We start from the raw sequence: 12,406 nt of genomic DNA on the forward strand, positions 1-12,406 counted from the left end.
CGTCCGGCATGCCCGGAGGTATCGGGCGCAGTTGTACGAAGATCTTGCCCCACACCGGCCACGGTTCGAATCGTGTCCCGGTCTCACCTCGAAAACCAAGGAGTTCGCGACTATGGCTGCCGTCTGCGACGTATGCGCCAAGGGACCCGGCTTCGGTAAGTCGGTTTCGCACTCGCACCGCCGTACCAACCGTCGCTGGAACCCCAACATCCAGACCGTCCGCGCGCAGGTCGCGCCGGGTAACTCTCGTCGGCTCAATGTGTGCACCTCGTGCCTCAAGGCCGGCAAGGTGGTCCGGGGCTGACGTTCCCGCACGACATTTTCACGGCAAGGCCCCGATACCTCGGTATCGGGGCCTCTGTCATCTCCGGCGACTCTGTCGTTTCCGGAGCCGAGCGGTCCTGGTCTAAGTTCGAACGATGACCGAATCAGTCGACCCCCCGGCCACGTCCCCCGTCACCGTCGAGGACGGTGTCCTGTACGTACGGGTGGCGACGCCCCGCGGCGGCAACGTGCTGAACGGCGAGGCGATGGCCGCAGGCGCTGCGTCGCTGTCCGATCTCGACGAGTCCGTGGGGGCCGTGCTGCTCGTCGGCGCCGAATCCAACTTCTGCGCCGGTGGCGACGTGCGCGCCTTCCACGGGGCGCCCGACAGAAGCGCGTTCGTCCGGCAGCTCGCCGACACGTTCCACGATTTCGTCCGCGCGCTCACCTCGGTGTCGGTCCCCGTCGTGGCGGGAGTACCGGGCTGGGCAGCGGGCGCGGGCATGTCGCTCGTGTGTCACGCCGACATCGCGATCGGCGGTCGATCCACCCGGCTCCGTCCCGCGTATCCGGCGCTCGGCTTCACTCCGGACGGCGGTCTGACGTGGGCTCTCCCCCGCATCATCGGCACCCGCCGCGCGCGCGACATCCTGCTCACCGACGGCGTTCTCGGCTCGGACGAGGCCTACCGCCTGGGTCTGCTGACACGGTTGGTCGGTGACGACGTCATCGCATCGGAGGCCGAGCGGGTGGCGCGCTCTCTCGCGGCCGGGCCCACCGAGGTGTCCCGTGCGACCAAGCGGTTACTGCTCGCCTCGGACTCCGCGACGCTGTCCGATCAGCTCGACGCCGAGACCGACTCGATCTCTCACCAGGCGTCCACCGCGGACGGTATCGAGGGTGTCGACGCCTTCGTGGAGAAGCGCCGGCCGTCCTTCGGCCACTGACGGCCGCCTCAGTCCAGACGCCAGTCGACGGGTTCCTCGCCCAGCGTCGCGAGATGGTCGTTCACGGTGCTGAACGGCCGTGACCCGAAGAACCCCCGCGACGCGGACAGCGGTGAGGGATGGACGGACTCGACCGTGGGCGTGGACCCGAGCAGCGGCGTGGCCGTCGCGGCGTCGCGTCCCCAGAGGACCGCGACCAGGGGGCGGCCGGGTCGGTTCACCAGAGCGGTGATCGCCTGCGCCGTCACCGCTTCCCAGCCCTTGCGCCGGTGCGACGCCGCCTTGCCCGGTTCCACGGTCAGAACACGGTTCAGCAGGAGCACACCACGATCGGCCCACGGAGACAGATCACCGGTACTGGGTGTCGGCAGGCCGAGATCGGCGCTGTACTCGGTGAAGATGTTCGCGAGGCTGCGCGGGACCGGCCGCACGTCGGGCGCGACCGAGAAGCTCAGTCCCACAGCATGTCCCGGCGTCGGATAGGGATCCTGTCCCAGCACCAGCACACGCACCTCCTCGAACGGGCGGCTGAAGGCGCGCAGCACGTCCTCCCCGGCGGGCAGGTAGCCTCGCCCGGCGGCGTTCTCGGCGCGCAGGAAGTCGCCCATCCGGGCGATGTCGTCGGCCACCGGACCGAGCGCGGACGCCCACCCCGGATCCGCGACGGGCGCCGTCACGACAGCACGCGCAGCGCGCCCCGGTAGTACTCCGCATTGGCCTTGTACATCGCGACGTTGACGTCCACGTGCCCCTCCGCCACCTCGTGGCTCTCGCGAACCTTGGCCGGAACCCCCAGTGCCATACGGCGTTCGGGCACGACGGCGTCGAAGGGGACCACGGCGCCGGCGCCGACGATCGCGCCGGATCCGATGGACGCGCCGTTGAGGACGACACTGCCCGACGCGATGAGGCACGCGTCTCCGATGGTCGCCCCCTCGACGTGCGCGTTGTGCCCGACGACGCACCCGGCGCCGATCACGGTCGGGTGGATCGGCGTGCAGTGCACGACGGTGCCGTCCTGAATGTTCGTGTCCTGCCCCACGGTGATGGTCCCGTAGTCGCCGCGCAGCACCGCCCCGGGCCACACCGACACTCCCGCAGCGAGTGTCACCGCACCGATGACGACGGCATCGGGATGCACATAGGCGGTGGGGTGGATGTCGGGTTCACGGTCACCGAGTGCGTAGACGGTCATGGCTCCAGCATGTCATCCGGTCAGATCCTTCACCATGCACACCGACTGCTCCTCGTGCCGGTAGAGGCCGAACTTCGGTACGAGCGGTCGATACCCACTCGAGGTGTAGAGGCCGATGGCCTCGGGTTGACGCAATCCGGTCTCGAGGACCAGTCGTAGCCGGCCAGCGTCGCGGGCGGTGTCCTCGATCGTCCGCAGCAGGGCACGCGCGACGCCCGCGCCTCGCGCCTCGGTGCGGACGTACATGCGCTTGATCTCCGCGTCGCCGGTGCGCAGGCCCTCCGCCTCGGGTCCTCCGTGCTCGTGGGTCCGCCAGCCGCCCATACCGACGACGGCGCCGTCCAGGTCGGCCCGCAGCATCACGCCGTGCGGCGGCAGGAACTCTCGGACGTCGAGCGGCGTCTCGTCGGGGCCGCCGTAGCGGCGCACGTACTCCTGCTGGACCTCGTCGATCATCGCGACCACGTCCGGGTCGTCGAGCCGAGTGGTCGTGACCGTCAGAAGCTCGTCCATGCCGCAGGTCCTTCCCATCGCACACCGTCCACCGTGACTCCTGTTCCCGCACTCACGGATCCGATCCGGCGCCAGCCGGTAGGCACGTCGTCGGAGGCGAAGCTCGCGAGCAGCACGTGGTCCTCCCCGCCGCCGAGAGCCCAGTGCAGCGGGTCGACGCCGAGTTCGGTGCCGGCGTGCACCACGTCCTCGGGGATCTCCATGTCGGCCGACGAGATGTCGAGCCGCACAGCGGACATCGCCGCCAGATGTCCCGCGTCGCCGATCACGCCGTCGGACACGTCGCACATCGACGACGCTCCCGCGCGCGCCGCGGCCGGACCGTCGGCGGGATCGGGCGTCGGGACGCGATGTGCCGCCAGCAGATCCGGGTGGGTGGTCGAGCCCGCCTCGTACAGTGCCCACCCGGCAGCGGACCGGCCGGTGGGTCCGGACAGTGCGAGCACGTCCCCCGGCCGCGCACCGGACCGCAGCACCGGGGGTCGCCCCTCGAGGTCACCCAGCGCGGTGATCGACAACACCAGCCGGTCCCCTCCCGTGACGTCCCCGCCGACGATCGACGCGCCGACTCGCGTCGCCTCCGCCCACAGACCCGCGGTGAGCGCGTCCACGTCCGACACCGCGGTGGTCGACGGGCACGACATCGAGACGAGGAATCCCGTGCACCGCGCGCCCATCGCGGCGATGTCCGCGGCGTTCTGCGCGATGGCCTTTCGGCCGACGTCGTGGTGACTCGACCAGTCCAGGCGGAAGTGTCGACCCTCCACCAGCATGTCGGTCGTGACGACGACGCGGGAATCGGGGGCGGCGATCACCGCCGCGTCGTCCCCCGGCCCGATCGCGACCGATGGGGGGTGGACACGGCCGGCCGTCGCGCGGCCGATGAGTGCGAACTCACCGAGGTCCCCCACCGTCACGGTCGCGAGATCGTCCGCCTGTGACACAGAACTCCTCCATCACCGTCGTGGATCACCGTCGTGCAGCATCCCACGGGGCCTCGTCGTCGTCACGCATCCGGGCCCCCGTCAGGGCGCGGGTAACGTTTCCGCCGAGACCGTTCGACACGAGGGAGCACGATGACGCAGGACGAACCGACCGCGACGGACGAGTCGGCCACGGGTCTGCACCCCGCTCTGATCGCCACCGCGATCGCCCTGCCCGTCGCGCTCGTCGTCGGCATCATCGTCGCGGCGGTCATGGCGAACAGAACTCCCGTCCGCGAGCCCGTCGCTCTCGGCGCGGTCCCCTCGCCGCTCGCCGAGAGCACCGAGTGCGCGACGTTGCTCGGCGCACTGCCCGAGACGTTCGACTCGTTCACCCGCGCCGAGCTGGCCGACCCCGCGCCCGTGGGTGCGGCCGCCTGGCAGTCCGAGGACGTCACCGACCCCATCGTGCTGCGGTGTGGGCTCGAGCGTCCGGCGGAATTCGATCAGGCCGCCGCTCTCGACGTCGTCGACGGCGTGCAGTGGTTCCGAGTGTCGGGCGCGGATCAGGGCCTCGCCGCGAGCACCTGGTTCGTCGTCGACCGGGGCGTGTACGCCGCGGCCACCATCCCCGACGGCACGGGCCCCACACCGATCCAGGCCCTGTCTGCCGCGGTGTCGGGAGCCCTTCCGCAGACGCCGTTGGACCCCGCTCCGATCAACTGATCCGGCAGGGCCGACTTCTCACCGCAGTCCGGTCCCCCGTGCGAGCGCGGTGTCGACGAGAGTGCCGACGAGCTCCGAGTAGCCGACGCCCGTCGCCTCCCACATCCGCGGGTACATCGAGATGGCCGTGAAGCCGGGCATCGTGTTGATCTCGTTGATCACCGGACCGTCGTCGGTCACGAAGAAGTCGACGCGCGCGAGACCTTGCAGATCCAGCGCGGCGAAGGCACGGACCGCGATCTCCCGCAGCACCGTCGAGACGTCGTCGTCCAGCAGGGCCGGGATGTCGAACTCGACCACGTCGTCGAGGTACTTGCTGTCGAAGTCGTAGAACGTCGCACCACCGGCCGACGCCGAGGCCTCGTCCATGCGGATCTCGGCGACGACGCTGGCGCGGACGGAGCCGTCCGGCATCTCCAGGACACCGCACTCCACCTCGCGGCCGACGATGGCGGCCTCGATCACGACCTTCGGATCATGTTCTCGCGCAACCGCCACCGCGTCGTCCAACTCGTCCCAGTCGACGATGCGCGTGATCCCGATCGACGATCCGCCGCGGGCCGGCTTCACGAACGCGGGAAGACCGATGACGTCGCGCTCGTCGGAGGTCAGGGTCTCGCGATCGCGGCGCAGGACGACCTGGCGGCCGACGGGAAGGCCCTCGGCCGCGAGCAGCTTCTTGGTGAACTCCTTGTCCATCGCCGCGGCGCTCGCGAGGACTCCCGGTCCCACGTAAGGGACGCCGGCGACCTCGAACAGCCCCTGGACCGTGCCGTCCTCGCCGTAGGCACCGTGCAGCACCGGGAAGACGACGTCGACCGCACCGATGTCCTCGGCAGTCCCGTCGACGGAGCGCGTGATGCGACCGGGGTTCTCGGGATCGACTCCGAGAGCGAGCGGGACGCCCGCACCGGCGACCGACGGGAGAACCCGATCCCGGATCTGCAACTCCGTCGGGTCGGCGGTGCCCTCGACCCACGTTCCGGCGCGCGTGATCCCGATGGGGATCACGTCGAAGCGGTCGGAGTCGAGGTGACGCATGACGCTTCCTGCCGAGACGCAGGAGACGGAGTGTTCGTTGCTTCGACCGCCGTAGATCACGGCGACCTTGATGGGATCGGTCACGTGAGCACCGTACCGGCGAACCCCGGACGAGGCGTGACGCGCACCGCCGCGGTTCACTCCGGCTTGTGACGACGCCCCAGGAGGCTGTGGACGGCGTCCGGAACGGAGAGGCCCTCGTGGCAGACCCGGTGGACCGCGTCGGTGAGCGGCATCTCCACGTCGTAGGCCTCCGCGAGAGCTCGGATGGATGTGCACGACTTCACACCCTCGGCCACCTGACCGTGCGCCGCTTCCTGCGCACTCTCCAGCGAGCCACCCGACCCCAGCCGCTCGCCGAACGTGCGATTACGCGAGAGCGGGGACGAGCACGTGGCGACGAGGTCACCCACCCCGGCGAGACCCGCGAGCGTCGACGGGTTGGCGCCGAGCGCGACACCGAGACGGGTCACCTCGGCGAGACCGCGGGTGATGATGCTGGCGACCGAGTTCTCCCCGAAACCGATACCCGCCGCCATGCCGCACGCGAGGGCGATGACGTTCTTGCACGCACCGCCGATCTCGCACCCGATGACGTCGGAGTTCGTGTACGGGCGGAAGTAGCTGGTGGCACACGCCGACTGGAGCGCGATCGCGCGATTGGAGTCCGGGCACGCGATGACCGTCGCGGTGGGTTGCTCGGCGGCGATCTCCTTGGCGAGGTTCGGTCCCGACAACGTGCCGACGCGACTCGGGTCCGCACCGGTGACCTGACAGATCACCTGCGACATGCGCATGAGGGTCCCCGTCTCGATGCCCTTGGCGAGCGAGAGCAGGGTGACGTCCGACCCCATCAGCGGTGCCCATTCCGCCAGGTTGGCGCGCAAGGCCTGCGAGGGCACCGCGAGGACGACCGTGCAGGCCCCGTCCAACGCCTCCGCGGCGTCGTGAGTCGCTCGAATGGCCGACGGCAGTGCGACTCCCGGAAGGTAGTCGTCGTTCCGGTGGTTCTCCTGGATGGACGTCGCGAGTTCCTCTCGACGCGCCCACATGGTCACGTCGGTGCCCGCGTCGGCGAGCACCTTCGCGAACGCGGTTCCCCACGAACCGGAACCGAGCACCGCTGCCTTGACCATGACCCAGCCTTTCCTCGATCGACACGAGGCCGTCGCCCGCTCGGCAGCCCTGGCGGCTCACAGTAGCGATGTCGGAGGCCTGCCGAACGAAGTCGGCGGTAATGACTGCTGGCAGGATCGACGGTCATGAGCACGCCCAGTCGACCTCCGACCGACACCGCCCCACGGCGCGGTGTCCATCTCGTGCTCGCGGTGAAGAACCTCGTCGACGCGAAGAGCCGACTGTCCACGACCTTCCCCGGCGACGAACGCGCCGAACTCGTGCTGGCGATGTTGCGCGACACCGCGTCGGCCGCCGCAGCGGCGGACGTCGTCACCGGATGGTCGGTCGTCACGCCGGACTCTCGCGTCGCGAGCGTCGCCGTCGCCCTCGGCGGACACACGGTGTCCGAACCCGAGTCGGGTGCCGCCACCACCGTGGAGCGACTCAACCGCGCCCTGTCCGCAGCGGACGACGCGATCAGTGACGCCCACGGCGGCGACGTGATCGCCCTGCAGGCCGACCTCCCCGCCCTGCGCACCGCGGAACTGGTCGCGGCCTACGCCGCCGCTCCCCCGGACACCCGCTCGGTGGTGATCGATCACACCGGAACCGGAACGTCGGCCCTGATCGTGCGGGGTCGCCCCCGGCGCCTCGAACCACGGTTCGGTCCGGACTCGGCCTCGCGCCACGTCGATTCCGGGGCGTTCCCCCTCCGCGGCACCTGGCCGGGTCTGCGTCTGGACGTGGACACGGCGGACGACGTCCGCGCCGCCCTCGACCTGGGGGTGGGGCCGCACACCGCCGCGCTGCTCGCCGAGCTCGGCTGGACCGCCGCGCGCTGACACGGCCGGGCGAGGCCCGTCGCGAATTCGCACGCGGTCGACTACTCGCGCACGGCCCGCGTGAGGGATGATCGACGCGTGACCAACGAGGCGACCGAAAGCACGACCGACGCCCCTTCCCGTTCCGGGGCACCCACGAGTTCCGCAGCACCCGGTGACGCCGTCGACGGTGAGTGGAGCGCGCCGCTGGCCAGCCGCGCACCCTCCGCACCCACGGCACCGCCGGCCGCGACATCGGACACCGCGGTGCCGGTGGACCTGCTCCCGGAGGACCGCTATCTCAACCGCGAGTTGAGCTGGCTCGACTTCAACTCACGGGTGCTGGCACTCGCGGAGGACTCGTCGCTGCCGCTGCTCGAGCGGGCGAAGTTCCTCGCCATCTTCGCCAGCAACCTCGACGAGTTCTACATGGTGCGGGTGGCCGGCCTCAAGCGCCGCGACGAGACCGGGCTGTCCGTCCGCTCCGCCGACGGACTCTCCCCCCGCGAACAGCTGGCGTTGATCGCCCGGCGCACCCAGGAGATCGCCGACCGTCACGCCCGCACCTTCATCGACCGCATCCTGCCGGAGCTGGCGAACGAGGGAATCTCGGTCATCCGGTGGTCGGAGGTCACCTCCGACGAGCGGACCCGTCTGACACGGTATTTCACCGAGCAGGTGTTCCCCGTCCTCACCCCGCTGGCCGTGGATCCCGCCCACCCGTTCCCGTACATCTCCGGACTGAGCCTCAATCTCGCTGTGACGGTGAAGGACTCGACCACGGGCGGCGAGCACTTCGCCAGGGTGAAGGTCCCGGACAACGTCGATCGGTTCGTGCAGTTGCACCGAGGCGACGTCGGCGCCGTGCCCGCGTTCCTTCCCATGGAGGAGCTCATCGCGGCGCATCTCGACGTTCTGTTCCCGGGACTCCAGATCGTCGAGCACCACGCCTTCCGCATCACGCGCAACGCCGATTTCGAGGTGGAGGAGGATCGGGACGAGGACCTCCTTCAGGCCCTCGAGCGCGAACTCGCGCGCCGCCGTTTCGGATCGCCCGTGCGCCTCGAGGTCGCGGACGACATGACCGACCACATGCTCAGCCTGTTGCTGCGCGAGTTGGACGTCGATCCCGGGGACGTCATCCAGGTGCCGGGACTCCTCGATCTGTCGTGCCTCATGCAGCTCTACGGCGTCGACAAGCCCGTCCTGAAGGACGCACCGTTCGTGCCGGCGACGCACCCCGCCTTCGGAGAGCGCGAGACGCCCAAGTCGATCTTCTCCACGCTGCGCGACGGGGACGTGCTGCTGCATCACCCGTACGACTCGTTCTCCACCAGCGTGCAGCGCTTCATCGAGCAGGCGGCAGCCGATCCGCACGTGCTCGCCATCAAGCAGACCCTCTATCGGACGTCGGGCGACTCCCCCATCGTCAACGCGCTGATCGCCGCGGCAGAGGCCGGCAAGCAGGTCGTGACTCTCGTGGAGATCAAGGCGCGCTTCGACGAACAGGCCAACATCGCCTGGGCACGCAAACTGGAGCAGGCCGGCGTGCACGTGGTCTACGGGTTGGTCGGCCTGAAAACTCACTGCAAGACGTGCCTCGTCGTCCGCCGCGAAGGCGACACCATTCGCCGGTACTGCCACATCGGCACCGGCAACTACAACCCCAAGACCGCCCGACTCTACGAGGACGTGGGTCTCATCACGGCCGCCGACGAGATCGGCGCCGACCTCACCGACCTGTTCAACTCGCTCACCGGTTACTCGCGCAAGGAGCAGTACCGGAACCTCCTCGTCGCGCCGTTCGGTGTGCGGGCGGGAATCGTCGAGCGCATCGAGGCCGAGGTGCGGGCGCACAAGGACGGCGCGAAAGCCCGAATCCGCCTGAAGGCCAACGCACTCGTCGACGAGCAGGTGATCGACGCGCTGTACTGGGCGTCCACCGAGGGCGTCCAGGTCGAGGTGGTCGTGCGCGGTATCTGCGCTCTCAAGCCGGGCGTACCCGGTCTCAGCGAGAACATTCAGGTGCGGTCGATTCTCGGACGGTTCCTCGAACACTCGCGTGTGTTGCACTTCGAGGCGATCGACGAGTTCTGGATCGGCAGCGCGGACATGATGCACCGCAACCTCGATCGACGCGTGGAGGTCATGGCTCAGGTGAAGGACCCGAAGCTGTCCGGTCAGCTGAACTCGATGCTCGACTCGGCCATGGACGTCACGACCCGCTGCTGGGTACTGCAGTCCGACGGCGCCTGGACGGCGTCCCCCGCGAGCGGCGAGACGGTGCGGGATCACCAGGTGTCCCTCATGCGCCAGCGTCGCTACACCGGATCGTGAGGTGGGTCGATGAGCAGCTCACGCGCATCGAAGACGCCTGATCCGGTCCAGGCCGCGGGTGCGGTGCTGTGGCGTCCGGGCCCCGAGGGCGACGAGCCGATGGTGGCGCTGGTGCATCGACCGCGCTACGACGACTGGTCCCTTCCGAAGGGCAAGGTCGAGGCCGACGAGGTACCCGCTGTCGCCGCCGTCCGAGAAGTGTGGGAAGAGACCGGTTTCCGGTGCGTTCTCGGACACGGTCTCGGAACCACCACCTACCCGCTCCCGCGCTCGAAGAAGATCAAGCAGGTGGACTACTGGGCCGCTCGAGTCGTGGACGGCGAGTTCGCCGTCAACGACGAGGTCGACGAACTGCGGTGGCTCACACCCGCCGAGGCTCGTGATCTCGCGACCTACGAGGCGGACCGGGACGTCGTCGGCCGTTTCGCGCAGCACCCGGTCCCGACGAGTACGGCTGTGCTGGTGCGCCATGCGCGGGCGGGGAGCAAGGCTCGCTACAAGGGGGACGACGCCGAACGGCCTCTCGACAGCGTCGGGGTCCGCCAGGCGGCCGCACTGGTTCCTTTGATCCAGGCCTACGGCGGCACCGACGGATTCACCGCCGAGCGTGCTCGGTGCGTCCAGACCATCGCGCCGTGGGCCGAGTCCGTCGGAGTCGATCTGGCCCTGGAGCCCACGCTGACCGAGGAGGGGTACGCGCAGGATCCCGACAAGGGACGTCAGCGCGCACGCGAGATCATCGCCTCGACGTCCGGCGTCCCGGTGATCTGCAGTCAGGGCAAGGTGATTCCGAACCTGATGGAGTGGTGGGCCGAGAGCGACGGCGTCGAACTCTCCCGCACCCGATCACGCAAGGCCAGCGTCTGGGTGCTCAGCTTCGTCGGTGGTGTGCTGGTGGCAGCGGACTACACCGATTCGCCACTCCCGCGTAGCCGGCACGACTGAACTGCCGGCACGGCCGACACGAACACGAAGGAGCCCCGGACCGATGGTCCGGGGCTCCTTCGTACCGAACGGGAACGTTACTTGCGTGCAGTACGTTTCGCCGGCGCCTTCTTGGCGGGCGCCTTCTTCGCGGGCGCGGCCTTCTTGGCCGGGGTGGTCTTCTTGGCTGCAGTCTTGGCCGGTGCCTTCGTCGCCGTGGTCTTCTTCGCGGCGGCCGTGGTGGTCTTCTTGGCTGCCGTCTTGGCGGGTGCCTTGGTGGCGGTGGTCTTCTTGGCCGCCGTCTTGGCCGGTGCCTTGGTGGCGGTGGTCTTCTTCGCCGCTGTCTTGGCCGGTGCCTTGGTGGCCGTGGTCTTCTTGGCCGCCGTCTTGGCGGGAGCCTTGGTCGCCGCCTTCGCGGGAGCCTTGGCCGCGGTCTTCTTCGCCGCTGCCGTCTTCTTCGCTGCCGCAGTCTTCTTCGCGGGGGCTGCGGAGGCGCCACGCTTCACGGCGGGGCCCGTGGCGGACAGCTTCTGGCCACCGGCGATGACGGCCTTGAACTGAGCACCGGGACGGAACGCGGGAACGGACGTCGGCTTGACCTTGACGGTCTCGCCGGTGCGCGGGTTACGAGCGACGCGGGCCGCACGGCGACGCTGCTCGAAGACACCGAAGCCGGTGATGGTGACCGACTCGCCGCGGTGCACGGCGCGCACGATGATGTCGACGATGTTCTCGACAGCGTCCGTGGCGCTCCGGCGATCCGCGCCTGTCTTCTCGGTCAGGGCGTCGATCAGTTCTGCCTTGTTCATCGGTGATTCCTCCGCATACTGATTGGCCCGTCGTCGGACCGACTGAGTACCACGGTAAACCGGAAATGCGCACGAGTCCACGAGCCACGCCAAAACAGTCTGTTCGGCTGTAATCGTCGCAGCCACAATGAGTGTCGCGGGAAGGACCTTTTCGGCCCGGAATCACCGAGCCTGATCGGGCGCCGGAAGTGTCTTCGGCTTCCATTCCGGACGCGACTTCTCGAACTCGGAAATGGCCTCTACCTGGCGTAACGTCAGCGCGACGTCGTCCAGCCCCTCCAGCAGACGCCACCTCGTGTAGTCGTCAATATCGAAGCGCACCACCAGTGTTCCGGCGCTGATCGTCTTCGTCTCGAGGTCGACGGTGAGTTCCGTCCCGGGGCGCTCGTCGAGCAATTTCCACAGCAGTTCCACATCCGATTGCTCGACAACGGCGGCCAGCAGACCCGCCTTTCCGGCGTTTCCGCGGAAGATGTCGGCGAATCTGGACGCGATCACGGCCCGGAATCCGTAGTCCGAGAGTGCCCACACGGCGTGCTCCCGAGAGGACCCGGTGCCGAAATCGGGTCCGGCGACGAGAACTGAACCCTTGTCGAACGGCGGGGTGTTGAGGACGAAACCGGGATCGGTGCGCCACCCCGCGAAGAGCCCGTCCTCGAAACCCGTTCGGGTCACGCGCTTGAGGTACACGGCGGGGATGATCTGGTCGGTGTCGACGTTGCTGCGGCGCAGCGGGACACCGATTCCGGTGTGCGTGGTGAACGATTCCATGACGAGCTCCTGACGG

At 69.0% G+C, this 12,406-nt stretch carries 14 protein-coding genes; 6 read left to right on the forward strand and 8 right to left on the reverse strand.

Annotation, left to right across the window (positions count from 1 at the left end):
• Window positions 1-112: 112 nt before the first annotated feature.
• On the forward strand, window positions 113-304 hold the full coding sequence (gene rpmB, locus QRN16_RS06930; protein ID WP_042576517.1) for a 50S ribosomal protein L28: 192 nt from the start codon (window positions 113-115) through the stop codon (window positions 302-304).
• A 115-nt stretch (window positions 305-419) separates the two neighbouring features.
• On the forward strand, window positions 420-1,211 hold the full coding sequence (locus QRN16_RS06935) for an enoyl-CoA hydratase/isomerase family protein (protein WP_222630710.1): 792 nt from the start codon (window positions 420-422) through the stop codon (window positions 1,209-1,211).
• 8 nt (window positions 1,212-1,219) lie between these two features.
• On the opposite strand, the gene QRN16_RS06940 is transcribed toward QRN16_RS06935, so the two are convergent.
• Genes QRN16_RS06940 through QRN16_RS06955 form a run of 4 tightly spaced genes read right to left on the reverse strand, consistent with a single transcriptional unit; the run spans window position 1,220 to window position 3,863 of the window.
• Window positions 1,220-1,888, reverse strand: a complete 669-nt coding sequence (locus tag QRN16_RS06940) for a uracil-DNA glycosylase (protein WP_056445442.1) — start codon at window positions 1,886-1,888, stop codon at window positions 1,220-1,222.
• Window positions 1,885-2,406 carry a gamma carbonic anhydrase family protein gene (locus QRN16_RS06945; RefSeq protein ID WP_222637748.1) on the reverse strand — a complete coding sequence of 174 codons (522 nt, stop codon included), beginning with the start codon at window positions 2,404-2,406 and terminating at the stop codon, window positions 1,885-1,887. The genes QRN16_RS06940 and QRN16_RS06945 overlap by 4 nt, the downstream gene beginning before the upstream one ends.
• A 12-nt stretch (window positions 2,407-2,418) precedes the next feature.
• Window positions 2,419-2,919: a GNAT family N-acetyltransferase gene (locus QRN16_RS06950; RefSeq protein WP_037187035.1), complete on the reverse strand. Its 501-nt coding sequence runs from the start codon at window positions 2,917-2,919 to the stop codon at window positions 2,419-2,421.
• Window positions 2,904-3,863: a thiamine-phosphate kinase gene (locus QRN16_RS06955; protein ID WP_285185252.1), complete on the reverse strand. Its 960-nt coding sequence runs from the start codon at window positions 3,861-3,863 to the stop codon at window positions 2,904-2,906. Before QRN16_RS06955 ends, QRN16_RS06950 begins: the two co-directional genes overlap by 16 nt.
• Before the next feature lie 132 nt (window positions 3,864-3,995).
• On the opposite strand from QRN16_RS06955, the gene QRN16_RS06960 reads away from it, so the two are divergent.
• Entirely contained in the window at window positions 3,996-4,568 is a 573-nt protein-coding gene (locus tag QRN16_RS06960; protein WP_056445452.1) for a DUF3515 domain-containing protein, read from the forward strand.
• Between the two features lie 18 nt (window positions 4,569-4,586).
• Here the strand turns inward: QRN16_RS06960 and QRN16_RS06965 are convergent, their stop codons facing one another.
• The gene (locus QRN16_RS06965) at window positions 4,587-5,693 is read right to left on the reverse strand and encodes a D-alanine--D-alanine ligase family protein (protein WP_056446198.1); all 1,107 of its coding nucleotides are present in this window, start codon (window positions 5,691-5,693) and stop codon (window positions 4,587-4,589) included.
• Between the two features lie 53 nt (window positions 5,694-5,746).
• Window positions 5,747-6,745 (reverse strand): NAD(P)H-dependent glycerol-3-phosphate dehydrogenase, encoded by a 999-nt coding sequence (locus QRN16_RS06970; RefSeq protein WP_027506999.1) that lies wholly within the window; start codon window positions 6,743-6,745, stop codon window positions 5,747-5,749.
• 126 nt (window positions 6,746-6,871) lie between these two features.
• Between QRN16_RS06970 and cofC the strand changes: the two genes are divergently transcribed.
• The 3 genes from cofC (at window position 6,872) to QRN16_RS06985 (ending at window position 10,831) form a co-directional block, all read left to right on the forward strand.
• Window positions 6,872-7,570 carry a 2-phospho-L-lactate guanylyltransferase gene (gene cofC / locus QRN16_RS06975; protein ID WP_027507000.1) on the forward strand — a complete coding sequence of 233 codons (699 nt, stop codon included), beginning with the start codon at window positions 6,872-6,874 and terminating at the stop codon, window positions 7,568-7,570.
• Between the two features lie 186 nt (window positions 7,571-7,756).
• Window positions 7,757-9,886, forward strand: a complete 2,130-nt coding sequence (locus QRN16_RS06980; protein ID WP_231476464.1) for an RNA degradosome polyphosphate kinase — start codon at window positions 7,757-7,759, stop codon at window positions 9,884-9,886.
• Between the two features lie 9 nt (window positions 9,887-9,895).
• Window positions 9,896-10,831 carry an NUDIX hydrolase gene (locus QRN16_RS06985; protein ID WP_056445456.1) on the forward strand — a complete coding sequence of 312 codons (936 nt, stop codon included), beginning with the start codon at window positions 9,896-9,898 and terminating at the stop codon, window positions 10,829-10,831.
• 77 nt (window positions 10,832-10,908) lie between these two features.
• Here QRN16_RS06985 and QRN16_RS06990 read toward each other — a convergent pair whose 3' ends face one another.
• Both QRN16_RS06990 and leuD read right to left on the reverse strand, forming a co-directional pair.
• Window positions 10,909-11,619, reverse strand: a complete 711-nt coding sequence (locus QRN16_RS06990; protein WP_027507003.1) for an HU family DNA-binding protein — start codon at window positions 11,617-11,619, stop codon at window positions 10,909-10,911.
• Between the two features lie 162 nt (window positions 11,620-11,781).
• Window positions 11,782-12,390, reverse strand: a complete 609-nt coding sequence (leuD, locus tag QRN16_RS06995) for a 3-isopropylmalate dehydratase small subunit (protein WP_027507004.1) — start codon at window positions 12,388-12,390, stop codon at window positions 11,782-11,784.
• Window positions 12,391-12,406 lie beyond the last annotated feature (16 nt).

The sequence above is a fragment of the Rhodococcus sp. MEB041 genome (genome assembly GCF_030208955.1).
Lineage (GTDB): Bacteria > Actinomycetota > Actinomycetes > Mycobacteriales > Mycobacteriaceae > Rhodococcoides.

Excerpts from the sequence above, each read along its gene's own strand:
- QRN16_RS06985 (WP_056445456.1), top strand. The coding sequence starts at position 9,896 with ATGAGCAGCTCACGCGCATCGAAGACGCCTGATCCGGTCCAGGCCGCG.
- rpmB (WP_042576517.1), top strand. The coding sequence starts at position 113 with ATGGCTGCCGTCTGCGACGTATGCGCCAAGGGACCCGGCTTCGGTAAG.
- QRN16_RS06935 (WP_222630710.1), top strand. The coding sequence starts at position 420 with ATGACCGAATCAGTCGACCCCCCGGCCACGTCCCCCGTCACCGTCGAG.
- cofC (WP_027507000.1), top strand. The coding sequence starts at position 6,872 with ATGAGCACGCCCAGTCGACCTCCGACCGACACCGCCCCACGGCGCGGT.
- QRN16_RS06945 (WP_222637748.1), bottom strand. The coding sequence starts at position 2,406 with ATGACCGTCTACGCACTCGGTGACCGTGAACCCGACATCCACCCCACC.
- leuD (WP_027507004.1), bottom strand. The coding sequence starts at position 12,390 with ATGGAATCGTTCACCACGCACACCGGAATCGGTGTCCCGCTGCGCCGC.
- QRN16_RS06990 (WP_027507003.1), bottom strand. The coding sequence starts at position 11,619 with ATGAACAAGGCAGAACTGATCGACGCCCTGACCGAGAAGACAGGCGCG.
- QRN16_RS06950 (WP_037187035.1), bottom strand. The coding sequence starts at position 2,919 with ATGGACGAGCTTCTGACGGTCACGACCACTCGGCTCGACGACCCGGAC.
- QRN16_RS06960 (WP_056445452.1), top strand. The coding sequence starts at position 3,996 with ATGACGCAGGACGAACCGACCGCGACGGACGAGTCGGCCACGGGTCTG.
- QRN16_RS06970 (WP_027506999.1), bottom strand. The coding sequence starts at position 6,745 with ATGGTCAAGGCAGCGGTGCTCGGTTCCGGTTCGTGGGGAACCGCGTTC.